The organism is Pollutimonas bauzanensis (assembly GCF_900129885.1).
Taxonomy (GTDB): Bacteria; Pseudomonadota; Gammaproteobacteria; order Burkholderiales; family Burkholderiaceae_B; genus Pollutimonas; species Pollutimonas bauzanensis.
In genome coordinates this window covers 93,288-119,290 of the sequence record NZ_FQXE01000016.1, presented here as the reverse complement: position 1 = coordinate 119,290, position 26,003 = coordinate 93,288, and the positions used below count along the sequence as shown (strand labels likewise).

At 64.2% G+C, this 26,003-nt stretch carries 26 protein-coding genes; 14 read left to right on the top strand and 12 right to left on the bottom strand.

The window, feature by feature from the left end:
• Positions 1-184 precede the first annotated feature (184 nt).
• Positions 185-862 carry a RadC family protein gene (gene radC, locus BUB23_RS22320; RefSeq protein ID WP_073108189.1) on the bottom strand — a complete coding sequence of 226 codons (678 nt, stop codon included), beginning with the start codon at positions 860-862 and terminating at the stop codon, positions 185-187.
• A 51-nt stretch (positions 863-913) separates the two neighbouring features.
• Here radC and BUB23_RS22315 point away from each other — a divergent pair, with 51 nt between their 5' ends.
• From BUB23_RS22315 to maiA, 3 genes are read left to right on the top strand one after another with little or no spacing between them, the layout of a single operon-like run.
• On the top strand, positions 914-1,390 hold the full coding sequence (locus tag BUB23_RS22315) for an FKBP-type peptidyl-prolyl cis-trans isomerase (RefSeq protein WP_073108186.1): 477 nt from the start codon (positions 914-916) through the stop codon (positions 1,388-1,390).
• On the top strand, positions 1,390-2,358 hold the full coding sequence (gene ispH, locus BUB23_RS22310) for a 4-hydroxy-3-methylbut-2-enyl diphosphate reductase (protein WP_073108184.1): 969 nt from the start codon (positions 1,390-1,392) through the stop codon (positions 2,356-2,358). The genes BUB23_RS22315 and ispH overlap by 1 nt, the downstream gene beginning before the upstream one ends.
• Entirely contained in the window at positions 2,358-3,005 is a 648-nt protein-coding gene (gene maiA, locus BUB23_RS22305; RefSeq protein WP_073108182.1) for a maleylacetoacetate isomerase, read from the top strand. Before ispH ends, maiA begins: the two co-directional genes overlap by 1 nt.
• A gap of 4 nt (positions 3,006-3,009) precedes the next feature.
• Here maiA and BUB23_RS22300 read toward each other — a convergent pair whose 3' ends face one another.
• Positions 3,010-3,606, bottom strand: coding sequence for a 2-hydroxychromene-2-carboxylate isomerase (locus BUB23_RS22300; RefSeq protein WP_073108180.1), 597 nt, complete (start codon positions 3,604-3,606; stop codon positions 3,010-3,012).
• Between the two features lie 169 nt (positions 3,607-3,775).
• Between BUB23_RS22300 and BUB23_RS22295 the strand changes: the two genes are divergently transcribed.
• Positions 3,776-5,215: a YdgA family protein gene (locus BUB23_RS22295; RefSeq protein ID WP_073108177.1), complete on the top strand. Its 1,440-nt coding sequence runs from the start codon at positions 3,776-3,778 to the stop codon at positions 5,213-5,215.
• Positions 5,216-5,218: 3 nt separating this feature from the next.
• Here BUB23_RS22295 and BUB23_RS22290 read toward each other — a convergent pair whose 3' ends face one another.
• Positions 5,219-6,052: a LysR family transcriptional regulator gene (locus BUB23_RS22290; protein WP_178372383.1), complete on the bottom strand. Its 834-nt coding sequence runs from the start codon at positions 6,050-6,052 to the stop codon at positions 5,219-5,221.
• A 195-nt stretch (positions 6,053-6,247) separates the two neighbouring features.
• Between BUB23_RS22290 and BUB23_RS22285 the strand changes: the two genes are divergently transcribed.
• A complete protein-coding gene (locus tag BUB23_RS22285) occupies positions 6,248-7,081 on the top strand; it encodes an amidohydrolase family protein (protein ID WP_073108173.1) in 834 nt (277 codons plus the stop codon).
• 64 nt (positions 7,082-7,145) lie between these two features.
• Here the strand turns inward: BUB23_RS22285 and BUB23_RS22280 are convergent, their stop codons facing one another.
• A complete protein-coding gene (locus tag BUB23_RS22280; protein WP_073108170.1) occupies positions 7,146-7,583 on the bottom strand; it encodes a MerR family transcriptional regulator in 438 nt (145 codons plus the stop codon).
• A gap of 184 nt (positions 7,584-7,767) precedes the next feature.
• Here BUB23_RS22280 and BUB23_RS22275 point away from each other — a divergent pair, with 184 nt between their 5' ends.
• The gene (locus tag BUB23_RS22275) at positions 7,768-9,426 is read left to right on the top strand and encodes a methyl-accepting chemotaxis protein (RefSeq protein ID WP_178372382.1); all 1,659 of its coding nucleotides are present in this window, start codon (positions 7,768-7,770) and stop codon (positions 9,424-9,426) included.
• Here the strand turns inward: BUB23_RS22275 and BUB23_RS22270 are convergent.
• Complete coding sequence (locus tag BUB23_RS22270; protein ID WP_073108168.1) at positions 9,419-9,799, bottom strand: DUF4168 domain-containing protein; 381 nt, start codon at positions 9,797-9,799, stop codon at positions 9,419-9,421. The two genes, BUB23_RS22275 and BUB23_RS22270, sit on opposite strands and share 8 nt — an antisense overlap.
• Before the next feature lie 232 nt (positions 9,800-10,031).
• Between BUB23_RS22270 and BUB23_RS27105 the strand changes: the two genes are divergently transcribed.
• Together BUB23_RS27105 and BUB23_RS22265 are read left to right on the top strand one after the other, a co-directional pair.
• Positions 10,032-10,169, top strand: coding sequence for a hypothetical protein (locus BUB23_RS27105; protein ID WP_178372381.1), 138 nt, complete (start codon positions 10,032-10,034; stop codon positions 10,167-10,169).
• Positions 10,170-10,285: 116 nt separating this feature from the next.
• Positions 10,286-11,476, top strand: coding sequence for an aminotransferase class V-fold PLP-dependent enzyme (locus BUB23_RS22265; RefSeq protein WP_073108165.1), 1,191 nt, complete (start codon positions 10,286-10,288; stop codon positions 11,474-11,476).
• Here the strand turns inward: BUB23_RS22265 and ycaO are convergent.
• Together ycaO and BUB23_RS22255 are read right to left on the bottom strand one after the other, a co-directional pair.
• Positions 11,473-13,218: a 30S ribosomal protein S12 methylthiotransferase accessory factor YcaO gene (gene ycaO, locus BUB23_RS22260; RefSeq protein WP_073108163.1), complete on the bottom strand. Its 1,746-nt coding sequence runs from the start codon at positions 13,216-13,218 to the stop codon at positions 11,473-11,475. The genes BUB23_RS22265 and ycaO overlap by 4 nt on opposite strands.
• An 83-nt stretch (positions 13,219-13,301) precedes the next feature.
• Complete coding sequence (locus tag BUB23_RS22255) at positions 13,302-13,991, bottom strand: helix-turn-helix domain-containing protein (protein ID WP_143161093.1); 690 nt, start codon at positions 13,989-13,991, stop codon at positions 13,302-13,304.
• 203 nt (positions 13,992-14,194) lie between these two features.
• Between BUB23_RS22255 and BUB23_RS22250 the strand changes: the two genes are divergently transcribed.
• The 6 genes from BUB23_RS22250 to BUB23_RS22225 are packed head-to-tail and all read left to right on the top strand — an operon-like array spanning position 14,195 to position 21,189.
• Positions 14,195-15,883 carry a peptide ABC transporter substrate-binding protein gene (locus BUB23_RS22250; RefSeq protein WP_073108161.1) on the top strand — a complete coding sequence of 563 codons (1,689 nt, stop codon included), beginning with the start codon at positions 14,195-14,197 and terminating at the stop codon, positions 15,881-15,883.
• Positions 15,884-15,886: 3 nt separating this feature from the next.
• Positions 15,887-16,837: an ABC transporter permease gene (locus BUB23_RS22245; RefSeq protein ID WP_073108159.1), complete on the top strand. Its 951-nt coding sequence runs from the start codon at positions 15,887-15,889 to the stop codon at positions 16,835-16,837.
• The gene (locus BUB23_RS22240) at positions 16,837-17,748 is read left to right on the top strand and encodes an ABC transporter permease (protein ID WP_218599130.1); all 912 of its coding nucleotides are present in this window, start codon (positions 16,837-16,839) and stop codon (positions 17,746-17,748) included. The genes BUB23_RS22245 and BUB23_RS22240 overlap by 1 nt, the downstream gene beginning before the upstream one ends.
• Positions 17,745-18,827, top strand: a complete 1,083-nt coding sequence (locus tag BUB23_RS22235; protein ID WP_245801354.1) for an ABC transporter ATP-binding protein — start codon at positions 17,745-17,747, stop codon at positions 18,825-18,827. The genes BUB23_RS22240 and BUB23_RS22235 overlap by 4 nt, the downstream gene beginning before the upstream one ends.
• Positions 18,824-19,828, top strand: coding sequence for an ABC transporter ATP-binding protein (locus tag BUB23_RS22230; protein WP_073108154.1), 1,005 nt, complete (start codon positions 18,824-18,826; stop codon positions 19,826-19,828). Before BUB23_RS22235 ends, BUB23_RS22230 begins: the two co-directional genes overlap by 4 nt.
• 32 nt (positions 19,829-19,860) lie before the next feature.
• The gene (locus BUB23_RS22225) at positions 19,861-21,189 is read left to right on the top strand and encodes an NAD(P)/FAD-dependent oxidoreductase (protein WP_073108152.1); all 1,329 of its coding nucleotides are present in this window, start codon (positions 19,861-19,863) and stop codon (positions 21,187-21,189) included.
• A gap of 28 nt (positions 21,190-21,217) precedes the next feature.
• Here BUB23_RS22225 and BUB23_RS22220 read toward each other — a convergent pair whose 3' ends face one another.
• The 5 genes from BUB23_RS22220 to BUB23_RS22200 all read right to left on the bottom strand — a co-directional run bounded on the left by BUB23_RS22220 (position 21,218) and on the right by BUB23_RS22200 (position 25,996).
• Complete coding sequence (locus BUB23_RS22220) at positions 21,218-22,156, bottom strand: 2-hydroxyacid dehydrogenase (protein ID WP_073108149.1); 939 nt, start codon at positions 22,154-22,156, stop codon at positions 21,218-21,220.
• Between the two features lie 23 nt (positions 22,157-22,179).
• Positions 22,180-22,719 (bottom strand): hypothetical protein, encoded by a 540-nt coding sequence (locus BUB23_RS22215; RefSeq protein ID WP_073108146.1) that lies wholly within the window; start codon positions 22,717-22,719, stop codon positions 22,180-22,182.
• 21 nt (positions 22,720-22,740) lie between these two features.
• Positions 22,741-23,058, bottom strand: a complete 318-nt coding sequence (locus BUB23_RS22210) for a PIN domain-containing protein (RefSeq protein WP_245801353.1) — start codon at positions 23,056-23,058, stop codon at positions 22,741-22,743.
• 63 nt (positions 23,059-23,121) lie between these two features.
• Positions 23,122-23,823, bottom strand: a complete 702-nt coding sequence (locus tag BUB23_RS22205) for a class I SAM-dependent methyltransferase (protein WP_073108245.1) — start codon at positions 23,821-23,823, stop codon at positions 23,122-23,124.
• Positions 23,824-23,887: 64 nt separating this feature from the next.
• A complete protein-coding gene (locus tag BUB23_RS22200) occupies positions 23,888-25,996 on the bottom strand; it encodes a TonB-dependent receptor (RefSeq protein ID WP_073108142.1) in 2,109 nt (702 codons plus the stop codon).
• Positions 25,997-26,003: the final 7 nt, after the last annotated feature.

Below are 26,003 nucleotides of genomic sequence, written 5' to 3'. Positions count from 1 at the left end.
TTATGGATCCCATTCGGGATATGGCTAATGCAGTGCAGATATTGTAGGTAGGACTCTGTCAGGTCACTATGGATAAATAAGGCGACGCGGTATGACAAGAAAGCATACCTAGCCCCCTGGATCTCAGTTGGGCCCAGAAATTTTCATTTCCAAAAGCGCCTATGCTTGACTTTTTTTCTCGGCGCTACATCTGGCCGCGCTCGGCCAGGGAAGTGGCGCCCGCCGCCGTGACGATGAGGTGGTCCAGCAGCCGGATATCCACCAGCGCCAGGGCGTGCTTGAGGTGGCGCGTGAGGGTCAGGTCGGCCTCGCTCGGTTCGGCGATGCCGGAGGGGTGGTTGTGCGCCAGTATCAGGGCGGCGGCATGGTGTTTCAGGCCCGCCTTGATGACTTCCCGCGGATAGACCGAGGCCTGGGTCAGGGTGCCGCGCGCGACTTCCTCGGTGGTGATCAGGCGGAACTGGCTGTCCAGGTAGAGCGCCATGCAATGCTCGACGGCCAGGTGGCCGAGCTTGGCCGTGCAGTAGTGCTTGACCCGCTGCGGCTGGTCCAGCGCGTGGCCGGCCCTCAGGTCTTCTTCGAGCGCGCGGCGATTCAGTTCGTTGATGGCCAGAAGCTCGCAGGTCTTGGCCGCGCCCAGGCCGGGAATGGCCAATAGTGTCTGGGCGTCGGCCGAAAGCAGCCCGCGCAGGCCGTTGAATTGTGTCATGAGCCTGTGCCCCAGGCTGACGGCATCGCAGCCCTTGATGCCGGTGCGCAGGACGACGGCCAGCAGCTCCGGCGAGGTCAAAACATGGGCTCCATGGGCGATCAGGCGCTCGCGCGGGCGCTCGGTTTCGGGGTGCGGCGTGTGAAGTGTCATAAGAGGCTCTAAAATAGGGGGAACAGCAACGATCCTCTACGGTGACAGATTTTGACTTCTACATCTCATCCAGTGCACGCTTTTGTCCGCCCTGATTCCTACCTAACCCTGCACTATCGCATCGAACTGGTGACGGGGCCGGCGGCGGGCTCGGTGTTCGCCAACACCTTCGACGGCCGCCCGGCCACCCTGCAGATGGGCATGGGGCAGTGGGCGCCGGGCATGGAGGACGCGCTGCTGGGGCGCGAGGAAGGCACGCGCTTTTCCTTCGATCTTCCCGCGTCGCAGGCGTATGGCGACCGCAACCCCGAACTCCTGCAGCGGGTCACGCGGGCCATGATGGCCGAAAACGCCGACCCCGAATCCCGTTTCGAGCCGGGCGACATGGTCGAGTTTTCGGCGCCCAACGGCAGCCGCTATTCGGGCGTGCTGAAAGAATTGGGCGAGACCACGGCGCTTTTCGATTTCAATCATCCGCTGGCCGGCTCGGACCTGCGCATCGAAGTCTCATTGCTGGGGGTCTTGTAATGGCGCCGCAGGGGCCGGATCGGGCCGATCTCGAAGTCGTCCTGGCGCAGCCGCGGGGGTTTTGCGCGGGCGTTGACCGCGCCATCGATATCGTCGAGCGCGCACTCGAGCTGCACGGCGCTCCCATCTATGTGCGCCACGAGATCGTCCACAACCGCTATGTGGTCCAGGACCTCCGCCAAAAGGGCGCGGTTTTCATCAGCGAACTGCACGAGGCGCCGGCCGGGGCCATCGTGGTGTTCTCCGCCCACGGCGTCGCCAAGGCGGTGCGCGCCGAGGCCGAGAAAATGGGCTTGAAGGTGTTCGACGCCACCTGTCCCCTGGTCACGAAGGTGCATATCGAGGTGGCCAGGATGCGCGCCGCGGGGCGCGAGATCATCATGATCGGCCACCGCGGCCATCCTGAGGTCGAGGGCACGCTGGGCCAGGCCGAGGGCGGCATGTACCTGGTCGAAACCGCTGCCGATGTGGCGGCATTGCAGGTGCGCGACCCCGGAAACCTGGCTTTTGTCACGCAAACCACCCTGTCGGTGGATGACGCGGCCACGGTGGCTCAGGCGCTGCGCGCGCGCTTCCCGTCCATCATCGAACCCAAGAAAAGCGATATCTGCTATGCCACCCAGAACCGCCAGGATGCCGTCAAGATCATGGCGCCGGAATGCGACCTGGTGCTGGTCGTGGGCAGCCCCAACAGCTCCAACTCCAATCGCCTGCGCGAAGTGGCCGAGCGCAAGGGCGCGGCGGCCTATCTGATCGACGGCCCCGAGATGATAGATCCCGCCTGGCTGGCGCAAACCCGCAGGGTGGGGGTGACGGCCGGGGCGTCGGCGCCCGAGGTGCTGGTCAACCAGGTCATTGTCCGCCTCAAGGAACTTGGCGCCGCTTCCGTGCGCACGCTGGCGGGCACCCCTGAGAACGTGGCATTTCCGCTGCCCAGGGAGCTCTCCCGCAAAGTGCAGGAGTCCTGATGAAACTTTACAGCTATTTCCGCAGTTCGGCGGCGTACCGGGTGCGGATCGCGCTGAACCTCAAAGGCCTGGCTTACGAAACGGTGGCGGTGCATCTGCTCAAGGACGGCGGCCAGCAATTGTCCGACGGCTATCGCCAGTTGAACCCCACGGCCCTGGTGCCGACGCTGGCCGATGGCGATTGGGCGGTGGGCCAGTCCATGGCCATACTGGAATATCTGGAAGAAACCCATCCCGAGCCCGCGCTATTGCCCGCCGGCGCCCGGGCGCGGGCCAGGGTGCGCGCCATCGCGCAATTCATCGCCTGCGACATCCATCCGCTGAACAATCTTCGCGTGCTCAAGTACCTGAAGCACACGCTGGAAGCGGACGAAGAGGCCAGGAACGCCTGGTACCGGCATTGGGTCGGGCAAGGGCTGGCCGCCGTCGAAACCATGCTGGCCGGCCATCCGGACACCGGCCGCTATTGCCATGGCGCACAGCCGACCTTCGCCGATTTATTTCTTGTACCCCAGGTGGCCAATGCGCGCCGCTACGATTGCGACCTGAGCGCCATGCCGACCGTCCTGCGCATCGACGCGGCCTGCAACGAACTCGCGGCCTTCCGGCAGGCCGCGCCCGGCAATCAGCCCGACAGCGAAGGCTGAAGCCTCAGGCCATCGCCAGCCACTTCCTGATGTGATCGAAGCGGTCGAAGCCCCAGAACGGTTCGCCGTCCACGAAAATGAAGGGCGTGCCGAAAACGCCGCGGGCCAGGGCGCCCTCGACCTCGGTTTTCAATAGCGCTTTGATGTCGTCCCGGGCGATGCCGGCGGCCATGGCGGCGCTGTCCAAGCCCATTTCCCCGGCCAGCGCCAGCACGACGTTCGTGTCGCTGATGTTCCGCTGTTCGGCGAAATAGGCGCTAAACAGGCGCCGCGCCCACGGCGCGACCTTGTCGCTGCCTTGTTTTTGCAGAAACAGCACGGAGCGGGCCGCGCTGACCGTGCCGATGGGGAAAGGGTCGGGCTGCCGGTAGGGAATGTCGAAGAGCCGCGCGGTGCGCTCGAAATCGTGGCGCGCATAACTGCCTTTGAGCGGGACTTCGGTCAGCGGGGCCGAGCCCGTGGCCTTGAACATGGGGCCCAGCAAAATGGGGCGCCAGCGCAGCTCGCGGCCGGACTCGGCGGCCAGGGCTTCGATGCCGGTGCTCGCGAAATAGGCGTACGGCGACGAGAAATCGAAATAGAAATCAATGGGTTCGGCCATGTTGTCGGCTTGCCTCGTGATGGATTGAAAGGTTGTAGCGTGCATGGTATGCAGGTTTTGGCATTGTGGCAACGCCGGCGATAATCCGGACCGCGCGGGGCTATCATGAGGCCTATTCATGGTTAAATGGTTTCCGGGCGTTCAGCCATTTCTATCAGACAGGAAAGCGATGAAAAAAAGTGCAGGCGTAATTGGTGCCGTAGTGATCCTCGGCGGCGCATACCTGGGGGCGACCTGGTATGTGGGCAAACAGGCCCAGGCAGAGCTCGAACGGGTGGTGGCGCAGGCCAATGTCCGTTTGCTCAAGGTGCTGGGCCCCGACTTGGGCGGGGGCGGGATCAAGCTGGAAATCAGCGACTACCAGCGCCGCTTTTTTTCGTCCGACGTGGCTTATTCCCTGCATTTGAAAGACGAAGACGGCAAGCCTGTCGACATCAAGCTGCGCGACCACCTGCAGCATGGCCCATTTCCCCTGGACGCTTTGCGCTCGGGCGATTTCACTCCCATGCTGGCTCACAGCCAGGCGCAACTGGTGGCTACGCCTGCCACCCAGAAATGGTTCGATAGCCAGCAGGGCGCATCACCCCTGCGCATCGAGACCAGGGTGGGCTTTGGCGGCACCGGCAAGTCGGCCTGGACTTTCTCGCCGGCTGAACTGGTCGAGGGCGGCGACAAGCTCAGCTTCAGCGGCGGCTCGATCGAAATGAGCTTCAGCAACGATTTCAACGACAATACGGCTGCGGGAAAATTCGCGTCGTTCACGCTGGCCAACGCGCAAACCGGCGAGAACCTGGACGTCAAGAATATCCAGGGCAGCAGCCAAACCACGATGGTTGCCGAAAACGACATCAAAACGCAAAGCAGCGCCACGATCGACACCCTGGTCGTGGGCCGCGCGGCCGAAGGCGCCGTCACCGTCGAGAAATTGTCCATCAATCTGGACAGCCGGCAAAAAGATGAATTGCTCGACGGCGCGCTGCGCTATGACTTCGGCCGTGTCGCGGTGGGCGACATCGACCTGGGCAGCATTTCGGTGGGCGGCAAGGCCAGGCAACTGGACGTCGCGGCGCTTGCCGCGCTGGCCGGCGAATACGACGCCATCCAGGCCAGGCATGGCGCTGCCGGCGACCAGGACCTGGCGCTGACCGACGCCGAAGAAGCCGCCCTGCGCGCAAGGCTGATGGCGGTGCTGGCCTCGAATCCGTCCCTTGCCATCGACCCGCTGGTCTGGAAGAACGCCAAGGGCGAAAGCCAGGCTTCCCTGCAAGTCGATCTCGCCAGTCCGGGCGGCGCGCCGGAGCAGGCCGTGGACGTCCTGCTGGCCGAAACCCTCAAGCGCGTCAAGCTCGACCTGGCCCTGTCCAAGCCCATGTTCATACAGGCCTTCGGGCAGGCGCAGGGCGATGCGCAGCAAAAGCTGCAAATGGAAATGCTGGGGGCGATGATCTACGATCAGTACACGTCGCGCCTGCGCGACGCGGGGCTGATCAAGGTGGATGGCGACCAGGCGGCCGCCGCGATCCTGTACGAGAACGATAGCGTCAATGTCAACGGCCAGGCCATGCCGGTGGCGGAATTCATGCAGCGCGCCATGAGCGTGCTGATGTAGCCGTCAGAAGTAGTCCAGCATGGCTTTGTACTGCGGGGCGGCCACGGCAAGCAGCTCGAACGAGGGCAGGTTGTCGCCGTTGTCGATCTGGCAGAAGCCCACCCCCGGGAAGCCCATTGAGCGTATCCAGCTGGGCAGCATGCCTATCCCCAGGTCTCCCGCCACGCAGGCCAGCACGGTCATGGTCCGGTTGGCGTGCTGGTTGATCTTGAATTCGCAGCCCAGCTTGCGGATCGCTTCGGCAATGCCGAAATACATGTGGGGAAACTGTTCTTTAGGGTAAAGCACCAGTCCGCATTCCGCCATTTCCTGCAGGGTGATCCTGCCGCCGCTGGATTTGGCCAGCCGGCTCGGCACCGCGGCTATCAGCCTGTCCTGGCGCAGGATTTTTTGATGCATGCGCCCGCTGATGGCGATCGGGGAATGGATCAGCCCGACGTGGATGATGCCCTGTTTCAGCGCTTCGGTCTGGTCGTCGTTGCCCATTTCCATGAATTCCAGCGCCAGGTCGGGCGCCAGTTGCTTGATTTTCTTGAGGGCGTCGGGAAGGACCTCGAATAGCGCCGAAGACACCAGGCCGATTTTCAGGGTGCCGGCGCGCCCCGCCTGCGTGGCGCGCGCCTTGCGGCCCGCCTCTTCCAGTTTCGACAGGCCGTGGCGCACATCGTCCACGATGGCCCTTGCGGCGACGGTGGGCAGGGCGCCGCGCCGGGACCGCTCGAACAGCACGACTCCCAGCCTTTTTTCCATGCGGCTGATGGACTGGCTCAGGGCCGGCTGCGCAACGTCCAGCTTTTCAGCGGCCTTGCTGATGGCGCCGTGTTCGATCACCGCCATGAAATTTCTTAGCTGGCTCAGTTGCATATCAAATCAATATGAATAAATATTGTTTCAATAATAGATCAATATGGAAATGCTATCTAGAATAGCGTCGGTTCCATAATGATTACGCAATGACATTTTGAGCGTGTTGCCTGAATGCCTGCGTAGCGAGGCTCTTTATGGGGGATAGACCCAAATTTCGAGACATGAATGACCGTACACCCTTTGGTTTCCGGATTGCCTGGCACAATCGTCGATACTCATGCATATGTGTTTCATCGTGACCTGGAGGCGGCGCCCGGCTATGGGTGCAAGCCTGGCCATGATGCCGGGCTGGATACTTATCTGGCTTTGCTCGCCGCCAACGGCTTGACGAACGGGGTGCTGGTGCAGCCGGGCTTCCTGGGCTGCGACAACAGCTTTTTGCTGGAGTCGCTGGAACGGGCGCAAGGGCGGTGCCGCGGCGTGGCCGCGGTGGACCCGGCAAGCGGCGCGGCCATGCTGGAACGCATGAATGGCGCGGGGGTGGTGGGCGTCCGCCTGGATTTTTCCGGCATCCATCCCCCGAATCTGGCGGGCCGGGCCTGGCAAGGCCTGCTCGAAACCGTCAATGCGCTGGACTGGCACGTCGAGGTGCATTGCGCCATGGACCAGTTGTCCGGTGTGGCGGGGCCTTTGCTGGCGCAAGGGTGCAAGGTGGTGGTGGATTGCCTGGGCGGACCTGGCTCAAAGGCAGGCATCGAGCCGGACCGATTGCGGCCGCTGCTGGATCTTTCGTCCACGGGAAGCGTCTGGTTGAAACTGTCGGCGGGCTGCCCGACGCGGCCGGAATATGGAACGGAACCGGAAAAGGCCATGGTCCAGCTGTTCCTGCGGCACTTTTCACCCCGCAGGCTGATGTGGGGCAGCAACTGGCCCTGCGCCGGGCATGACGCCGCGGACGATTATCGGGCCGGCCTGAACTGGCTCATCAATAGCGTGGAAAATCCGGGCGACGCCCTGCAAATGCTTTCCGACACGCCCAAGGCCCTCTTCAGGTTCTGACGTCCGTCAGCCATGGGCGGGGCGCCACACATCCCTGAATTTCCCGCCGCATCGCGGTTTGGTTTCAGCCCTGCATGGCCTGCCGGATGACGCAGGCCGGCGCGCCCAGCGCCCGGCATCGGGCGCATTCCTTCACCAAGGCCGCCAGAGCGTCGCGCACCTTGCTCAGTTCGGCGATCCGGCGTTCCAGCAGGCTGACTTTGCCGGCGGCCAGGGCGGAAACATCCGCGCAGGCGCCGGTGGCTTCCGGATGGAACACGCTGGCGATTTCCCTGAGCGTGAACCCCAGGGCCTGGGCGCGCTTGATGAAGCAGATGTCTTCGACGGCCTGGACAGGATAGCGCCGGTAGCCGCTTGCGGGTTTGCGCGGCTCGGCCAGCAGGCCCAGGCGCTGGTAGTAGCGCACGGTTTCAATATTGACGCCGGCCAGTTTCGCCAGCTGGCCGATAGTGAAGAACTCCGGCCTATCCCTTGGACGCGTGGTCAGATTGCCTGGTTTCATAGAAGCCCTTGACTCCGTACCATGGTACGGACGTTAACTTTCCGCTCATCAAAAAAGCCCCAAGAAAACATGTTAGCCGGTTGCCAGGCCTGGGCGCTTAATGGGAATCAAACCAGCCGCTGGTTTCCCCGCCCTGGCTATAGCAGTCTTTGGTTCTGGTCCACCCGGCGCCTTGGAGGTAGGGATGAATTGGTTCAGCAGCTTGAAAGTCGGCACCAAACTGATAGGCGCATTCATGGCGGGCGCCTGCGTCGCGGCGGTGATAGGGGCGCTGGGGCTGGAATCCACCGGGCGGATCAAATCGCTGGCATCCCTCATGTACGAAAGGGAAACGGTGGGCTTGCGCTATGCGGCGGACGCGCGCATGAATCTCGTGGCGGCCGGCCGCGCCGCGCGCGGCGCACTGCTGGCCGCCAACGGGCAGGACCGCGACCGCGAGGTGGCGGCGATGGAGTCGTATTTCCAAAGGCATAAACAGGCGCTGGACAGCGCGGCGGCAACGCTGGCCACCGAATCCGAAAAGTCGATAGCCACGGACGCCGGCGCGGCGGTGTCGGCCTACGAGGCCAAGCTCAAGGAAATCATTTCTCCGGCGCCGGCCGACGCCGGCGGGCGGGCCGGCGATTCCCTGGCCATCCTGCTGAGCGGGGCCCTGCCCCTGGCCACCAGGGCGGAAGCCCTGATCACCGCGCTGCTGGCGCAAAAGCAAAGCAATGCCGACGCGCTGAATCATGAAACGGAACTCGTCTACGCCCGCGCCCGCCGCGTCATGATGTGGCTGACGCTGGGCGGGGTGCTGCTGGGCATCGCCGCCGGCATGCTGCTGGCGCGCAGCCTGACGCGCCAGCTGGGCGGCGAACCCGGCGACGTCGCGCGGGTGGCCAATGCCATCGCGCAAGGCGATTTGACCACCCCCATCGACGCCTCCAGGGCGGTGCAGGGCAGCATAGTGCAGGCGATCAGCCGGATGCAGGAATCCCTGCGCATGGTGGTCGGTTCGGTCAGCCGCAGCAGCGACAGCATTGCCGAGGGCTCGGGCCAGATTGCCGCCGGCAACGCCGATTTATCGCAGCGCACCGAAGAGCAGGCGGCCAACCTGACGCAGACCGCCGCGGCGATGGAACAGCTCTCCAGCACCGTCCAAAGCAATGCGGACGTGGCCGGGCAGGCCGCCAGGCTGGCCTCCTCGGCCAGCAGCGCGGCCAGCAATGGCGGCCAGGTCGTCAATGGCGTGGTGGCGACCATGGGGGAAATCGACAATTCCTCGAGGAAGATTTCCGACATTATCGGCGTGGTCGACAGCATTGCGTTCCAGACCAATATCCTGGCCCTGAACGCGGCCGTCGAGGCGGCGCGCGCCGGCGAGGGGGGCCGCGGCTTCGCCGTCGTGGCCGCGGAAGTGCGCCGCCTCGCGCAAAACAGCGCGGCCGCGGCCAGCGACATCAAGGCGCTGATCGGCGACAGCGTCCAGAAAGTCGAGGCGGGGCGGAAGATGGTCGATATGGCGGGCGCCGCCATGGCGGACGTCGTGGCTCAGGTCAAGCGGGTCAATGATTTGATCAGTGAAATCAGCGCCGCTACCGTCGAACAGACGGCCGGCCTGGGCCAAGTCAACCAGGCGGTATTGCAGCTCAGCGAGGCCACTCAGCAAAACGCCGCCCTCGTGGAAGAATCCGCCCTGGCCACCAGCAACCTGAACGAGCAGGCCCGGCAACTGGCCCTGGCGCTGCGGGCCTTCAATGTGGGCCACACGGCGGCCGCCATCCAGCCCGTGGCCGCTGCCTTCCTGCCGCCCGCGCCGCTTCGAAGGCGGGCCGGCTCGGGCCGCCCGGCCGCTATTTGACCATTTTCTGCACGCGCTGGACCAGCTGCGGGTTCTGTTGAACCGCCTGGTTCATGCCATTGAACTGGTCGACCGTCATGCCTTCGTCATGCACCGCCTTGACCATTTCGTCATCGGCCTGCTTGAAGACCTTGTTCCTTGACTCCTCATCCTTCGATGCTTCCAGCTTGGGGGTGTATTCCTGCGAAATCATGGCAATCTTCTGCGAGGCGCTGACGAATTTTTCCAGCTGCGCGTCGGAGTAGTTGGCGGCCGGCGCCGCCATGGGCGCGTTGCCGGCTGGAGGAGGACTTTGCTGGGCCATGGCCGCGCCGCCGCAGAGTCCGGCAGCAAGCAGGCTGGCGGATAAGGTGCTTGTGATCCATTTTTGCATGCAATCTCCTTCAATTACTGTGAATGACACTTCATCATGACAGCAATTGGAGATACTTCAAGGGTTTTGCCGTAGAGATTGTTATCGAAGCGAAACGGGGCGTAACCCATAAAACCGCCGGGTTTGCGGCAATTGCCGCGCGAATATCGGGCAGTCGCCCGCAGCGCGCAAATAACGCGTATGCTAGTGGGGCCATTTGGCATGTAACTTTCGTCGTTCAAGGAGTATTTCCATGGCAAAAGGTCAATTACGCGGAAATAAAGAAGCAAAAAAACCTAAGCAGGCGCCCAAGCCGGCGGTGCCGGCTTCGCCTTTCGGTTCAACCGCTGCCAAGGGCGGCTCGCAGTCGTCGGACGCCAAGAAGAAGTAAGCAGGACCGCTGCCGTTGCCGCAGCAGGCAGGGCGCTTCGGCGCCCATTTCCATGTCCGCTGCATATACTGGGGCCTGGGGCCGCCGCGGCGGCCCGGACTCGAACAGGATGAATCATGTTGGACATGGCACGCATACGCGCGGATACGCCCGCCGCGGCGCAGCGGGTTTTTCTGATGAGCGCGGGCTCGTCGCTCATGCCCGCCCCGGTGGTCCAGGCCATGCGCGCTTATCTCGATCTCGAACAGGAGCTGGGCGGCTACCAGGCCTATGAGCGCGGATCGGCGCGCCTGTCGGGCGCCTATGCGTGCGCGGCGCGGCTGATCAATGCCGCGCCGCAGGAGATCGCATTCATGGAAAGCGCCACGGCCGCCTGGCAGATGGCCTGCTATTCCATGCGCCTGAAAGCCGGCGATGTCGTGCTGACGTGCGAGGCCGAATACGGCGCCAATTTCGTGGCGCTCCTGCAGTTGCGCGAGCGCCTGGGCATCGAGATCCAGGTGATCCCCAGCGGCGCCGCCGGCGAGGTCGACCTGGATGCGCTGCGCCGCATGATCACCGTGCGTACAAGGCTGATCTGCCTGACATGGATCCCGACCAACGGCGGCCTGACCAACCCCGCCGCCGAGGTGGGGCGGCTAGCCCGCGCCCACGGCATCGCCTATCTGCTGGACGCCTGCCAGGCGCTCGGGCAGTTGCCGGTGGACGTCGAGGCGCTGGGCTGCGATATGCTGTCGGCGACTGGGCGCAAGTTCCTGCGCGGCCCGCGCGGCACCGGCTTGCTGTATGTCCGCGAGAGCTTCATGCCTCAGCTTGAACCGCACACGATAGATCATTTTTCCGCTCCCTGGGTGGAGCGCGACCGGTATCAGCTGCGCGGCGACGCGCGCCGTTATGAAACCTGGGAATCGAACTATGTGGCCCGCACGGGCTTGGTCGCGGCCATGGATTATGCGATGGACATAGGCATGGACAGCATCGCGGCGCGCTGCGCGATCCTGGCCGGGCGCTTGCGCGCCGGGCTGGAGGAACTGCCAGGCGCGACGGTGCAAGACCTGGGCAGCCGGCCATCGGCGATAGTTTCCTTTACCGTGGCCGGCAGGCCGGCGCAGGAGGTCGTGGACCTGGCCGCGCGGGCCGGCATAGTGATAGGCGTCACGCCGCCGTCCAGCACGCTGCTGGATGCCGAGCGCCGCCGGCTTCCCGTGCTGGTCAGGGCTTCGCCGCATTACTTCAATACCGAACAGGAAATCGACTTCGCGCTGGATTTCCTGCGCGGCGTGGCGGCGGCCCCGGCCGGGCGCTAGCCGGCAGCCTGGTCGGCGGTTTGGTCGGCGACTGCGAACAGCTTGTCGTATGCCGCCAGCAGCGTCTGGTGCATGGCGCTGCCCTGCATGTCCGGACCCAAGGTTTCCAGGCCGAAGTAGCGTTCGCTGCGATCGATCAGGGCCTGGGCCTGGCGCACTGTCCCGGCGCCATACAGCAACACCAGCGAGCGGCGGTAGTCCTCGGCGCTGTCGACGCTGAGCATGCTTTCGATGCAGCGATACACCAGGCGGCGGGCGGGTTCCAGGTCATTGAAATGGTGTATCCAGTCGCAGCCCTCGCGGATCGCTTCCTCGTCGCCGACAGCCAGCGCCAGCAAGGTTTTCAGTTCGCCGATGCGCAGCTGTTTCCAGGGCGTGCCCGGCGGGATGGCCAGGCCCAGGATTTCCCACAGCGGGCGTTCGTCGTTCAGGTTCATGGTCTGCAGCTCGGCCAGCAGCTCGGCGGCCTGGGCGTCGCTCAGATCCGGCAAGCGCAGCAGCGCCGGGCGGATGGCATTGCCGACGCTGTTGTTTTCCCATTCGAGGTCTTCGGCCGGATAGATCTCGGACATGCCGGGAACCAGGATGCGGCAGCTGTATGCGCCCTGTTCGCTGAAGTCGGCGATGTAGATGTCTTTGCCCTCTTCGTGTATGCAATTGACCAGCCATTCGTAGTCTTCTTGCGTGGTCGAGCTGAAGTTCCAGTCGGCAAAGGGGAAGTCGGGCGTGTCGCGCATGAAATTCCAGCTGATCACGCCGCTGGAGTCGACGAAATGGATTTCCAGATTGGAAACCGCATTGATCTCGCTCATGTCGAAGCCCGGCTCGGGAAAGCCCTGCAGCGAGTCCAGCGCGCGGCCCTGCAGCAGTTCGGTCATGGCGCGTTCCAGCGCGATTTCGAGGCGCGGGTGGGCGCCGTAGCTCGAGAATATTCCCTGGTCCTTTGGATGCACCAGCGTCACGTTCATGACGGGATAGCGTCCGCCCAGCGACGCATCCTTGACCAGGATGCCGAAGCCCGCCTTGCGCAGGCCGGCGATGCCGGCCTGTATATTGGGAAAGCGGGCGACCACCTCATCGGGCACTTCCGGCAGGCACAGGCCCTGGCTGATGATGCGGTACTTCACGCTGCGCTCGAAAATCTCGGACAAGGCCTGGGTGCGCGCTTCCATCATGGTGTTGCCGGCCGCCATGCCATTGCTGACGTACAGGTTGCCTATGATGTTGACCGGAATATAGGTCTGGGCGCCGTCGCGCAGGCGGGTATAGGGCAGGGCGCAGATGCCGCGCGCCACATTGCCGGAATTCAGGTCGACCAGGACTTCGCCATCGATGTCGCCTTGCGGGTTGTAGAAGGCGTGCAGCTCGGGATTGAGCATGTCCGCCGGCCAGCCGCCGTCCTCGGCCGGCGCGAACCAGCGTTCTTGCGGGTAGTGCACGAAAGGGCGCCGGGCGCGCGTTTCGCCCAGGTAGAAGTGGGTCCAGAAATAATGGGTGCCCAGACGCTCGAAGAATTCGCCGTAGGCGCTGGCGCGGGCCGCCAGTTCGGTCGCGCCCTTGCCGTTGGAAAACAGCATGGGGCAGTCGCTGTCTTTCATGTGGGTCGACCAGATGCCGTCGACCTCATGCAGCAGGGATGATTCATTGAGCCGGAAACCGCGCGCCGCCAGCTTCTCCCGCATGGTTTCGATCGTCGATTCGAGGGAGGCGTCTTTGCCTGGGATAAAGCTTTCGGTTGTCATGCGGGGATCTCGATGGGAAGGGGCGAATGCCGCGAGCGGCCGGCGGCGTGGCCGCGCCCGCAGTATAACGGCATTATTTTCCTTCAGACCGCCGGCGCGTCCGCCTGCGGCCAGGGCGGCGTCGCGGTGATCCAGATCAGGCGCGTCGTCTCGGACGTGGAGTTCTTGAACAGATGCGGCACGGCGGAAGGCACGCGGAAGGTGTCGCCGGGGCCCAGGACGAACTTTTCCTTGGCCAGCCACAAGTGCAGTCTGCCCGAAAGAATGAATCCGGCCTTCTCGCCCTGCGGATTGCGGTAGCCCACGCCGGACGAGGCCCCGGGCGCCAGTTCCAGTTCATAGAGTTCCAGCACGCCGGGCTCGTCCGGGCTCAGCAAATGCTTGAGCAGCCCGCTGCGGGTCAGGTTCAGGCGGCGCCTTTCCTCGCGCCGCACGATGAAGCGCGACAGCCGCAGCTCCGTGCGCTCTTCGAAGAAACGCGATATGGGGGCGTTCAAAGCCAGGCTCAGCAGGCGCAGCGAACGCAGCGACGGCGTCGACAGCCCGCGCTCTATCTGGCTGATCATGCCGGTGGACAGGCCGGTTTGCTCCGACAACAGCTTGAGCGACAAGTTGGCGCGCTTGCGCAGCGCGCGCACGCTTTCGCCCAGCTGCCGGTCGCTGTAGCTGTCCTGGGCGTTCAAGCCGTTTTTCGAGGTGTTGTCGCCGCCGGAATCGCCGTCGATAGCTATGTGCTTGCCCGCCAGCGGGGATTTCGATTTTTGGTCTGCCATGTGCTCCGCCTTTTTCCTAATGTTACTTGATGCGGGGCGAAGGCTCGCGGATTCCCGGCCTGGATTCACAGTGATTACCCTTGGATTCCCCGAAAAAAAAGCTATTTTATTGACTCGCCCACTTTCACAAGCGTATAAATATTCCCAGAGCGGTACTGAAATATTCAAGTAAATTTTCAACAGCTGTGAAAATCGGAGCAGGAATGACGAAGAATTCGGATTCGAAGTGGCCGGCGCGGGGCGGCTCGATGACGCGCCGGCAATTGCTGGCTTTGGGCGCGGCCACGGGCGCATCGATGATGTACGGCGGCTTGCCCGTCATGGCGCAAACCGCGCGCCGCGGCAGCCCGCCCGCCGCCCCGCGCGGCCAGGTCGTCGTCGGCCTTTCGCAGGAAGCCACGGTATTCAATCCCTTGCTCTCGTCCCTGGAGGTCGATCACGGTGTCTGGTGGAATATTTTCGATCCGCTGTGGGGCGTGGACGCCAAGGGCAACTGGATACCCAAGCTGGCGGCCGAGATCCCCTCTGTGGAAAACGGCGGCTTGTCCGAGGACGGCCTGGGCTGGAAGATCAAGCTGCGCAAGGACGCGGTCTGGCACGACGGGACGCCGTTCACCGCGGAGGACGTCAAGTTCACGCTGGAACTGATCAACCGCCCCGGCTTCAATGCCCGCACGCGCCAGGGCCACGACCTGGTGACGGATATCCAGGTCACGGGCACGCATGAGCTGTCCTGGCGCATGAAGGCGGTCTATGCGCCTTATCTGTCGCAGCTGTCGTCGACCTTCATCGTTCCCAAGCATTTGCTCGGCAAGGCGCAGGACCCGAATACCGCGCCCTTCAATCAGAAGCCGGTGGGCACGGGCCCGTTCATGTGGGGCAGCCGCGTGCCGGGCGACCGTATCGTGCTGGAAGCCAATCCCAAGTATTTCGGCGATGGGCCCTATATAGAGCGCCTGGTGCTCAAGTACATCCCTGACCTGAACGGGCTTTATACCCAGTTCCGCACGGGCCAGGTCGACATCGTCGGCATCCAGGGAATACTGAGCAATTTCTACGACGAAGCAAAGAAACTGCCGGGCCTGGTCATTTCCGTCAATTCCGGCTCCTCGATCGAATCCATCACCCCCAACCATGGCTTTCCGGCCCTGGCGGACAAGGCGGTGCGCCAGGCGCTTTACGGCAGCATCAACAAGCAGGCGATCATCGATCTCATTTATTATGGCTTGCCCAAGGCCACGGAATCCTTCATCCCCCGGGAAAGCTGGGCCTACGAACCGGCGCTGCCCAAGCAAACCTACGACCTGGCCAAGGCGGGCAAGGTGCTGGACGACGCGGGCTGGGCGCCCGGCCCCGACGGCGTGCGCCAGAAAAACGGTGTGCCCCTGGCGTTCGATCTGTCCACCACCAGCGGCAACGAGCTGCGCGCCCAGACCCAGCAATTGCTGCAGCAGGACTGGAAGAAGCTCGGCGTGGCCATGAAGATCAACAATATGCCGGCGGCCGTGATGTGGGGGGATTTCTGGTTCAAGTCGAAATTCCAATCCGCCCTGGTGAGCGTTAACTTCATGACGGGCAACGACCCGGATGCCAGCTACCGCTTCAGCAGCAAGGCCATCCCGGTCAAGGGCGGCAGCGGCAGCAATGTCTACCAGTACGAGAATCCCGAGGCGGATCGCCTGCTGGAGCAAGGGCGGGTCACCATGGACCGCGCCGCGCGCAAAGAAATCTATGCCCAGTTGCAGCAGGTGCTGCACGAGGACCTGGTGATCCTTCCCCTGTTCCAGCTGGCGCCCATCGAAGGCTATAAGCAAGGCCTGGTGGGCTACGAGCACAACGTCAATGTGCAGTCCAATTGCTGGAATGCGGGCACCTGGTATTGGGCCGTCTGATCCATGGGGCGCTATCTGATGAGGCGGGGCGTAGCCGCGGCGGGGATTCTGCTGCTGGTCACGATGATAGGCTTCGCCATTTTGCACATGGCGCCCGGCGGGCCCATGGCGCAGTACACCAGCACGGGCGAGATGAGCGCCGGGGACGTCGCGCGCATCGAGCAGCAGTTGGGCCTGGACCGGCCGCTGCCGATACAGTACGGGGAATGGTTCTGGCGCATGCTGCAGGGCGACTGGGGCAATTCCTATCGGGACCAGCAGCCGGTGCTGAACATTATCGCGTCCCACCTGGGCGCCACGCTGGAGCTGATGTTCACGGCCACCTTGATGGCCATCCTGCTGGGCTCCTGGATAGGCGTGGCCGGCGCGATCCGGCGCAATTCCCTGTTCGATTCGCTGTCGACGATAGGCGCCATGATAGCCATATCGATTCCGACCTTCTGGTTCGGCCTGGTGGTGATCTACATCTTCTCGGTCGAGCTGCAGTGGCTGCCTTCAGGCAATCGCTTCACCGCGGGCGATGGGTCGTTCCTGAACCAGCTGCATCACCTGGTCGCTCCTTCCGTGGTGCTGGCCCTGGTGACCACCGCCAGCTGGAGCCGCTATATGCGCTCGTCCATGCTCGACGTATTGAACCAGGACTTCGTGCGGACGGCGCGCTCCAAGGGGCTGTCCCGGCGCCGGGTGCTGTTCGGCCACATACTGCGCAACGCCATGCTGCCCATGATCACCATCGCCGGCCTGCAATTGCCGGCGCTGTTGAGCGGCGCGCTGGTCACGGAGACCGTATTCGCCTGGCCGGGCATGGGGCGTTTATTCCTCGATTCGATCAGCTACCGCGACTATCCGACCGTCATGGGAATTTTGATGTTTACCGCCGTACTGGTCCTGCTGGGCAGCCTGCTGGCCGACCTTCTCTATAGCGTTGTCGATCCTCGCATCCGGGTGAATTGATGGAAACCAGCTCAATGGCCGCCGCGGCGCAAAGCCCGCAGGCGGCCGGCGCGGGCCCCGCGCCGCGCCGCAAGAAAAACTCGGCCTTGCGCCGCCTTGTAAGGCATCGCCTCGCGCTGTTCGGCGTCGCGGTAATCCTTTTCCTGGTATTGGCCTGTAGCATCGGGCCGCTGCTGTTGCCGTTCGATGACACGACCGTGGACATCCTGGCGCGCTTTTCCGGGCCCCTGTCCGGCGCGCATGTATTGGGCACCGACCAGCTCGGGCGCGACATGCTGGCGCGCCTGCTGATGGCGGGGCGCATTTCGCTGGCCGTGGGCTTCGGCTCCATGATACTGAGCATGATCATCGGCGTGCTGATAGGCGTGATAGCCGGCTATTACGGCGGCGTGGTCGGCGCCGTCCTGATGCGTTTCGTCGACGCGGTGCTTTGCTTTCCCATCATTTTCCTCCTGCTCGCCCTGGCGGCCTTCATCAAGCCCAGCGTGGGATCCATCATTTTCCTGCTGGCCGCCACCGGGTGGATGGAAGTGGCGCGCATCGTCGAGGGGCAGATACGGTCCTTGCGCGAACGCGATTACGCGGTGGCCGCGCTGGCGCTGGGCGCGGGCGACGGCCGCATCATGTTCAAGGAACTGCTGCCGAACGCCGTGGCGCCCATCGTGGTGTCGGCCACGCTCAATGTCGCCTACGCGATCCTGATGGAATCCTATATCAGCTTCCTGGGCTATGGCATCCAGCCGCCCACGCCCAGCTGGGGCAATATGCTGGGTGGCGCGCAGTCCTACCTGGAAAGCGCGCCATGGCTGGCCATCCTGCCCGGCGTGATGATCGCGCTGGCGGTCACGAGCATCAACTTTATCGGCGATGGGCTGCGCGATGCGCTGGATCCCCGCGTGGAGGTCCAATGAAAACACAGCATCCCCCCGTGGCCGGCGGGCCGGCGCAAGGCCCCGGCGGCGCAGTCGGCATGGCGGGCAACGACGTCCTGGACGTGCGCAACCTGACTATCTCGTTTCGCACGCCCAATGGCATGATCACCGCCGTGAACGACGTGTCGTTTCGCGTGGGGCGCGGCGAAACGGTCGCGCTGGTGGGGGAATCGGGCTCGGGCAAAAGCGTGACCAGCCTCGGCATCCTGCGGTTGACGCCGCCCGCTCCGGCATCGGTCTCCAGCGGCCAGGTGTATTTGCGGGCGCCCGATGGCACGGTGCGCGATCTGCTGGCCCTGCCCGAACGCGAGATGCAGGGGCTGCGCGGAACCGCCGTCTCCATGGTGTTCCAGGAACCGATGACTTCCTTCAACCCCCTGCATACGATAGGCGCGCAGATTGCCGAGGGCATACGCGTTCATCGCGGCCTGGGCAAGCGCGCGGCGTTCGACAGGGCGGCCGAGCTGCTGGATATGGTCGGCATTCCCGCGGCCCGCCAGCGCCTGCTCAGCTATCCGCACGAGATGTCGGGCGGAATGCGCCAGCGGGCCATGATCGCCATGGCGCTGGCCTGCGATCCGGACCTGCTGATCGCCGATGAGCCGACCACGGCCCTGGACGTGACCATCCAGGCGCAGATTCTGGAGCTGCTGCGCGACCTGCAGCAGCGCACCCGGATGGCGATGATATTCATCACTCACAATCTTGGCGTGGTGGCGGAAATCGCCGACCGGGTGATGGTGATGTATAACGGGCGGGTGGTGGAGCGCGCCGATGTGGCGCCCCTGTTCAAGGCGCCGCGCATGCCCTACACCGTCGGGCTGCTGCGGTCCGTTCCTCGCCTGGACCTGGCCGGCCATCGGCTGGGCCCCTTGCCGGCCATCCCCGGCAATGTCCCCAGCCCCTACAGCCCGCCGCCCGGCTGCAGCTTCGAGCCGCGCTGCGAACATAGCGTGGCGGGGCGCTGCGACCAGCGCGTGCCCGCGCTCGACGAGATCGGCGGGGACCACTGGGTGCGCTGCGTGCGATGGGACGAAATCAACTGGAGCAGGGCATGACGGTATCGGACAAACCCATTCTGCGAGTCCGCGATATCCAGAAATGGTATCCGCTGGGCGGCTCGTTCCTTTCACGCAAGCGGGAAGTCCTGAAAGCCGTCGATGGCGTATCGTTCGATTTGCAGCGCCGCGAAGTCCTGGGCCTGGTCGGGGAGTCGGGCTCGGGCAAGACCACCGTGGGGCGCACGCTGCTCAAGCTGGTGCAGCCCACCGGCGGCAGCATACACTTCAACGATACCGACATCACCCATTTCTCGCGCCGGCAAATGCGCCCCGTGCGGCAGCGCATGCAACTGGTTTTCCAGGATCCGTATGCGTCATTGAACCCGCGCCACACAGTCGAAAGCATAGTCGCGGCGCCCCTGGAGATCCACGGCCTGGCCGGCTCCAGGGCGCAACGCAAGGACAGGGTCGAGGAAACGCTGCGCCTGGTGGGCCTGATGCCGGAGCAGGGCGAACGCTATGCCCATGAGTTTTCCGGCGGGCAGCGCCAGCGCGTGGGCATAGCGCGCGCCCTGATATGCCAGCCCGAGCTGCTGATCGCGGACGAGCCGGTTTCCGCCCTGGATGTGTCCATCCAGGCGCAGGTCGTCAACCTGCTTCTCGAACTCAAGGAGCGCCTCGGGCTCACCATTCTTTTCATCGCCCACGATTTGTCGGTGGTGGGGCATATTTCCGACCGCATCGCCGTCATGTATCTGGGCCGGCTGGTGGAGCTGGCCCCGACCGCGCAGCTGTTCAACGACCCCCGCCATCCCTATACGGAAGCCCTGCTGTCGGCCGTCCCGATTCCCGATCCTTCGGCGGTAAGGAACAAGCGCATCGTCCTTGCGGGCGATATGCCCAGCCCGATGAATCCGCCATCGGGCTGCACATTCCGCACGCGCTGCCGCTATGCCATTGCGGCATGCGCGCAAGCGCGGCCAGAACTGTCCGAGGTGGCTCCCGGCCATTTCAAGGCCTGCATCCGCGACGACCTGTCGCTGCGTCCGGTGGGCTGAATCCCAATATCCTGTCAAGAGTCGAGTTCTTTATGTCTTTGCATGTTGTAGCGGTACAAAGCGATGATGCGCTGCCTGACGCCGTGGACGTCGTCGTCATTGGCGGCGGAATCATAGGTGTGGCGACGGCGTACGAGCTGGCCAGAAAAGGGCTGTCTGTCGCGCTGATGGAAAAAGGAAGGGTCGCGGCCGAGCAGTCCAGCCGCAACTGGGGCTGGTGCCGGCAGCAGAACCGCGATCCGCGCGAGTTGCCGCTGATCAAATACAGCCTGCGGCGCTGGGGCGAACTGGCCGGCGAGATAGGCGCCGACCTGGGTTTCCGGCGCGCGGGGCTGAGCTACGTGACCACGTCGCCGGCGGACCTTGCCGCGTGGGAAGACTGGAACAGGATAGCGAGGGAATACGAGATAGACAGCCGGATGGTCAGCGGCGCCGAGGCCCGCGTATTGACTCCCGGCGCGGCGGGCCAATGGATAGGCGGCATGAGCTGCCCGTCGGATGGCCGCGCCGAACCGGCCCTGGCCGCTCCCGCGCTGGCGGCGGCGGCGCGCAAGCTGGGCGTGACCATCCATCAGAACTGCGCCGCGCGCGGACTGGATACCGCCGCTGGAAGAGTGTCCGGGGTGATCACGGAGAAGGGCCTGATCCGGACCCAGGCCGTCGTGTGCGCCGCGGGCGCCTGGGCGTCCATGTTCTGCCGCCGCCATGGCATCGATTTGCCGCAGGCGGGGGTGTACAGCACGTCCATGCGCACCGAACCCGCCGCGGAGGTGATGACCGGCGGGCTGTCCGTGCCCGGCCTGACACTGCGCCGCCGCCTGGACGGCGGGTATACGCTGGGGCTGGGCGGGCGCGGCCGGCTGGAGCTGTCGCCCCAGGGCCTGCGCTATGCCAGGAAGTTCCTGCCTACCTTCCGCGAGCGCCATAAGGGCTTGAAGATAAGAATAGGCCGCTCTTTCCTCAAGGGCCCCGAGGCATACAGGACGTGGGGCTTCGAGCAGGTCTCGCCGTTCGAGGAGATACGCGTGCTGAATCCGGCGCCGGATATGTCGCTGGTGCGCGAGGCCGAGCAGGCGCTGGGCGCCTTGTATCCGGCCCTCGCCGGAATCAGGGTCGCCGAGGCCTGGGGCGGCTTCATCGACAATACGCCCGACGCCATACCGGTCATTTCAGCGCTGGAGGCGCTGCCCGGCTTTTTTCTTTCCACGGGATACAGCGGGCACGGCTTCGGCATCGGCCTGGGGGCGGGGCGCTTGACCGCCGATCTGGTCGCGGGAGCGCAGCCCATTGTGCCGCCCGGCGCCTTCCGCCATTCGCGGCTGGTGGACGGCACGGATCTTGGCAAGCCGGGAATGATGTAGGGCCGGCTGCGCGGCCTCGTCCGCCGGGTCAGTAGCCGCGTACCGGATCATAAATGTTCGCCACCGGCAGCCCCGCCTCGAAGGCGGCGATGACGCCGGCCACATAGGAGGCGCGCTCGCGCCGGGAGGGGCTGGCCGCGATGTGCGGCGTCACCAGGATTTTGGGATGCCGCCATGGCGCGGCGTGCGCGGGCAAAGGCTCCTGCTCGAACACATCCAGGATCGCCCCGCCAAGCTGGCCGCTGTCCAGGGCGCTGATCAGGTCGGCCATGACGACATGGGCGCCGCGCCCCGCGTTGACGATGCCGGCGCCGGGCGCAAGCCGGGAAATCGTTTCGGCGCGGATGATGCCCCGGGTTTGCGGGGTATCGGGCAGCAGGCAGACCAGGATATCGGTGCGCGACAGGAATTGCGGGAATTCATCCCAGCCGGCGAAGCTTTCGACGCCCGAAACCGACTTGCGCGACTGCGACCACCCCGCGGTGATGAAGCCCAGTTGCCTGAGCATGACGGCGCTGCTCGCCCCGAGGCTGCCCATGCCCATGACGCCCGCCCGCGTTTGCGCGGCGCTGCGCGGGATTTCATATTCGTCCCAGCGCCTTGCGGCCTGTTGCACGATGATGCGATTCAGGTCCCTGAGCAGGGACAAGGCGGCGAAGGACACATATTCGGCCATTCTCTGCTCCGTGTCCCTGGTGCTCATCCTGACGATGTCGATGTGGGCCGGGCGCCGCGGGTCGGCGAGAATATGGTCGACGCCGGCGCCGCTGCTGAGAATAAGGCGCAGGTTGGGATAGTTCGCAAGGCGCCCGGGCTCGGGCTCCCATACAAGAACGTAGTCGACTTCCTCCGGGGCGACGCCGGGGTCGTTCCACCAGCGCACCGGCAAGCCCGGCGCAAATTCCGCGAAGTATTCGCGCCATTGCGCCATGGCCTGTTCACCGCCTGATTTGACCAATAGCGTCATGGACCGTTTTCCTTGTGCTGGCGTCAGAAATGCAGTTTGATGATCTCGCCGAATGCGTCTTCGGCCGACATGCCGCTTTTCATCAACTGGCTGATTGCGCCCGAATGCTTCTGTATGCCTTCCGGAAGGGTTTCGCGATTGCCCTTGAAGTAGGCGTACTTGTCGTGCTCTATGGTATCGATGACCTGGGCGGCAGGAGTGTGGCTGCGGCCAGCGCCGCTGGCGCCGCCCGCGGCGCCGGGGCGTGGCGCGCGCGCCCTGGCGGCCGGCCTGGCGCCGCCGCCGTTCATGGCGGCCTTGACGGCGTCGAGCGTAAATACCGCCGACAGCGTATCGCTGACATTGCCATTGGCATTCAGGCCGGTCAAAAGGTTTTTCTTGTCGAATGCCATCTTCTTGCCGGCATTGTTGATGACCTGGTAATTGGGACGCTGCGCGTGGCCGGGGAGTTCGAACTGCACGCCGGGGCCATAGGATTCCATTTTCTCCATGACGTCCTTGAGGAAATCCGCGCTCAGCGAATCTAAATTGCCATTCCAGCGTTTGCTTCTTTTCGTGTTCAAGATGGGTTGCTTCCAATACTGTTATCTACATCCGGGGGCGTATTTTACGCTGTGTTGAGGGAAAGCCGATGCGACCGCCGGGGACTCGATGAAGTCCATGCATATTGCTGCGCTATGCGCTCCAGGGATCGATGGCTTCGATGCCACACCCCGCAAAGTCCCTGACGTTGCGTGTCGCCAGTCGTCGGGCAACAATCGTGCTCCGTAGAACAATTCCGCGCGTGTCACCGCGGTGCTGAACAGTACCGAGCGAGGCGGCGCCGCCAGCCAGGACAGGGGGCGCTCATCCGGCGCCGGGCGCAAGATTTCGGACAACACGTTCGTGTCCAGGATGATCATGCTCCGAAGTAAATCTTGATACCTGCGCCTGGCTGATCGGTGTGGATGGTGTGTCGCCAGATTTCAGGCGACACCATATTCGCACTGTTGCGTGGCGCGCTTGCCGGCCCGGATCACGATGAACTCCCTGCGCACCGTCGTCCCCGGCCGTTCCTTGCTCATCACAGTCTCCTCATGCACATCGGTCCCCCGCAGTGCAAGCCCGCTGTCGGAAACAAGTTGCCGGACTTCTTCGGCATCGTACAGCCGGAACCCGTATGAGGTGAAGGACAAGGCCTGCATGAACTCGCGGGCTGCAAAGGCCATGCTGAAGCGGCCGCCGGGCTTCAGGGTGCGATGGACTTGGGACAGGAACCCCAGCGGATCCGGCAGAAAATAGAGGGTGTTGACCGTCATGGCCTTGTCAAACGACTCATCTTCGAACGGAAAGGCTGCACCCTCGTAGGCCGCGAACCGCGCCTTGCCGTTCGATACCAGATCGCGATTCAGGCGAGCGGCTTCCTGCTGCATGAGCGCGGACAGTTCCAGGCCCTGGTACAGCAGGCCGGGCCGGCCCTCGAAGAACTCGGGCACATGAGCGCCGCTGCCATGGCCGATCTCCAGCAGCGTTTCGCCGGAGGTCACCGCCAAGCTGGCAAAGCAGGCCCGCGTCATCCCGATATTGCTCTGGTGCATCGTGGCAGCGACTTCGACGCCATCGGCGCCTTGCGGTTCTCGCAATTGCGCTGCCAAGTTCCGCATCTGTTCAATATTATTCTTTTGCATGTTCTGCTTCTCGCTGGCGGGCTCCGATTGGACGATGGGAAAATATCCCATCTGAAAGCCGGGGTCAATACGTGTAGGTGGCCGTCAGCCCCACAGTGCGCCCCGGTGCGACCTGCGCGAAGTTTCCCGTCGCGCCGTAGGAGAAGCCATAGGTCCGATACGCCTTGTCGGTCAGATTATGCGCATAGAGCATCAGTTCCAGATTGTGGGTCGGGCTCCAGGCCACTGCGGCATCGACCAGGGTGTAGGCGTCCTGGCGCAGCATATTGGCGCTGTCGAAGTAGTGCGATCCGGTGCGCCGCAGCGTCAGTTGCGGCCGCAGGACGTTCTGGCCCACGCGCAGGTTTCCCTTGGCCGACAGGGTCAGGCCGTACCTGGGCGCCATGGGCACATCGTTGTCCTCGCAAGCGGTGCAGGTGCTCGAGTCGATGAAGCGGCGGAAGGTGGCGTCATTGATGAAGCCGCCCGCCGCCAGTGTCCATTGCCGCGAGATATCCCATTCGGTATTGAATTCCAGCCCCAGGGAACGGGTGTCGCCGACATTTTTCAGGGTCTGGTAGCCGAAGTCGCCGTCGCCGTAGAGCTGGACGTCCTTGCCGTCCACGCGATAGACGGCCAGGCTGGCGCGCACATCGCGGCCCGTGTAGCGCACGCCGGCCTCGTAGCTGATGGAGCGTTCGCGTCCATAGCCCTCGGCATCGGCCACGTTCGACGGCGCAAGGTTGTAGCCCAGCGGCTTGTAGCCCTGGGCCACGTTGACGTAGCCGCGCCACTGCGGGGCGAACTGGTAGCCCGCCGCGACGTGGCCAAGCCAAGTGTTCTGGCTGGCCGATGCAGCGCCCTGGAAGCTGCCACCCATCTGATCGCCCTGGAAGCGCGTTTTGGCCTCATCGCGCGTGAAGCGCAGCCCGGTGGACAGGTCCAGCTTGGGCGTCAGATGCCAAGTCGCATCACCGTAGGTCGCCAGGGATACGCTGCGGTTGCTCGAGCTGGAATCGATGACCCGGTAGAAGCTGGGCAGCACCATGTCGAACTGATAGCTCCTGGATAGGTCGACCTCCTGGCGGTACAAGCCGAACACGGCATCCCAGGCGCGAGACGGCGGGGCCCCGTCCTGCGCCCCGCGCGTCGCCAGCCGCACTTCCTGGGTGTTCTGCTTCCAGTGTTCCAGGAACTGCGGGAAGTAGGCATCCAATGGCCACTGGCGCGTGGTGTGCACGCGCTGGCTGCTGACCACGGCGCTCAAGCGCCAGATGTCGAAGTCGTACTGCCCGTTGGCGGCAACGCTGTTGGCGCAGCGTCGCTGGTAATAATCACGGTAGGCCTGCGGCAGGTTCGGCAGGACATAGGCTTGGCGGGACTTGTAGTCGTCGAAGAAGGTATAGGCCTCCTGATCCCCGGTTGCGCAGTCGCGTCCGGCGGACAGCCCCAGTTCCCAGGGGCTGCCCGTCGGTGCCAGCCTCAGCTTGACCTTGCCGGCGCGCGAGCGCACACCGCCCAGGTGGTCGCTGCCGATGACGTCACTGCGCACATCGCCGTTGACGTCATTGGCCAGCAGCGATACCGAGCCGTATAACAGGTCCTGCACGAGCGGCCCCGAGCCTTCGGCCTGCAACTGGTAGCCGTCGCGGCTGGAGACGCCGCCGCGGGCGGTGAACTGCGGTGTGCCGTCGGGCTTATGCGTGACGATGTTGAGCACGCCGCCTTGCGCGCTCTTGCCATACAGCGTGCCTTGCGGTCCCTTGAGCAGTTCGACCTTTTCGACGCCCAGCAGCGACTGGGCGGCAAACGTCGGCAACTGAGGGACGCCGTCCACATAAATCGTCAGCGCCGGATTGTAGAAATCCTGGGCCGAGGTCACCCCGCGCACCGTGATGATCGGAAACAGGAAGGTGGCGCTGTGCGACATGTACAGTTCGGGGAAGACACGGTCCAGTTCCAGGGTGGAGGCCACTTGCGCGTCGTCCAGGTCCAGGCGGTCGGCCACACTGGCGGCGCTATTGAGCCGCTCCAGCGTCTCGTCGCGCTTGCTGCCCGATACCACGACAGGGGCAAGCGTCGCGGCTTTGTCGCCGTCTTGCGGCATGGCCTGCGCTTGCGCGCTTGGCGTCCACCCCGCAGTGTGCAGGGATGCCAAGGCAATAATGAGCAGGCGCAGTCTAAAAGGCGTCATGGTCCAG

What these genes read in the sequence shown, in the direction of transcription:
- radC (WP_073108189.1), bottom strand. Translation starts at nt 862, where the DNA reads ATGACACTTCACACGCCGCACCCCGAAACCGAGCGCCCGCGCGAGCGC.
- ispH (WP_073108184.1), top strand. Translation starts at nt 1,390, where the DNA reads ATGGCGCCGCAGGGGCCGGATCGGGCCGATCTCGAAGTCGTCCTGGCG.
- maiA (WP_073108182.1), top strand. Translation starts at nt 2,358, where the DNA reads ATGAAACTTTACAGCTATTTCCGCAGTTCGGCGGCGTACCGGGTGCGG.
- BUB23_RS22300 (WP_073108180.1), bottom strand. Translation starts at nt 3,606, where the DNA reads ATGGCCGAACCCATTGATTTCTATTTCGATTTCTCGTCGCCGTACGCC.
- BUB23_RS22295 (WP_073108177.1), top strand. Translation starts at nt 3,776, where the DNA reads ATGAAAAAAAGTGCAGGCGTAATTGGTGCCGTAGTGATCCTCGGCGGC.
- BUB23_RS22290 (WP_178372383.1), bottom strand. Translation starts at nt 6,052, where the DNA reads ATGGCGGTGATCGAACACGGCGCCATCAGCAAGGCCGCTGAAAAGCTG.
- BUB23_RS22285 (WP_073108173.1), top strand. Translation starts at nt 6,248, where the DNA reads ATGACCGTACACCCTTTGGTTTCCGGATTGCCTGGCACAATCGTCGAT.
- BUB23_RS22280 (WP_073108170.1), bottom strand. Translation starts at nt 7,583, where the DNA reads ATGAAACCAGGCAATCTGACCACGCGTCCAAGGGATAGGCCGGAGTTC.
- BUB23_RS22275 (WP_178372382.1), top strand. Translation starts at nt 7,768, where the DNA reads ATGAATTGGTTCAGCAGCTTGAAAGTCGGCACCAAACTGATAGGCGCA.
- BUB23_RS22270 (WP_073108168.1), bottom strand. Translation starts at nt 9,799, where the DNA reads ATGCAAAAATGGATCACAAGCACCTTATCCGCCAGCCTGCTTGCTGCC.
- BUB23_RS27105 (WP_178372381.1), top strand. Translation starts at nt 10,032, where the DNA reads ATGGCAAAAGGTCAATTACGCGGAAATAAAGAAGCAAAAAAACCTAAG.
- BUB23_RS22265 (WP_073108165.1), top strand. Translation starts at nt 10,286, where the DNA reads ATGTTGGACATGGCACGCATACGCGCGGATACGCCCGCCGCGGCGCAG.
- ycaO (WP_073108163.1), bottom strand. Translation starts at nt 13,218, where the DNA reads ATGACAACCGAAAGCTTTATCCCAGGCAAAGACGCCTCCCTCGAATCG.
- BUB23_RS22255 (WP_143161093.1), bottom strand. Translation starts at nt 13,991, where the DNA reads ATGGCAGACCAAAAATCGAAATCCCCGCTGGCGGGCAAGCACATAGCT.
- BUB23_RS22250 (WP_073108161.1), top strand. Translation starts at nt 14,195, where the DNA reads ATGACGAAGAATTCGGATTCGAAGTGGCCGGCGCGGGGCGGCTCGATG.
- BUB23_RS22245 (WP_073108159.1), top strand. Translation starts at nt 15,887, where the DNA reads ATGGGGCGCTATCTGATGAGGCGGGGCGTAGCCGCGGCGGGGATTCTG.
- BUB23_RS22240 (WP_218599130.1), top strand. Translation starts at nt 16,837, where the DNA reads ATGGAAACCAGCTCAATGGCCGCCGCGGCGCAAAGCCCGCAGGCGGCC.
- BUB23_RS22235 (WP_245801354.1), top strand. Translation starts at nt 17,745, where the DNA reads ATGAAAACACAGCATCCCCCCGTGGCCGGCGGGCCGGCGCAAGGCCCC.
- BUB23_RS22230 (WP_073108154.1), top strand. Translation starts at nt 18,824, where the DNA reads ATGACGGTATCGGACAAACCCATTCTGCGAGTCCGCGATATCCAGAAA.
- BUB23_RS22225 (WP_073108152.1), top strand. Translation starts at nt 19,861, where the DNA reads ATGTCTTTGCATGTTGTAGCGGTACAAAGCGATGATGCGCTGCCTGAC.
- BUB23_RS22220 (WP_073108149.1), bottom strand. Translation starts at nt 22,156, where the DNA reads ATGACGCTATTGGTCAAATCAGGCGGTGAACAGGCCATGGCGCAATGG.
- BUB23_RS22210 (WP_245801353.1), bottom strand. Translation starts at nt 23,058, where the DNA reads ATGATCATCCTGGACACGAACGTGTTGTCCGAAATCTTGCGCCCGGCG.
- BUB23_RS22205 (WP_073108245.1), bottom strand. Translation starts at nt 23,823, where the DNA reads ATGCAAAAGAATAATATTGAACAGATGCGGAACTTGGCAGCGCAATTG.
- BUB23_RS22200 (WP_073108142.1), bottom strand. Translation starts at nt 25,996, where the DNA reads ATGACGCCTTTTAGACTGCGCCTGCTCATTATTGCCTTGGCATCCCTG.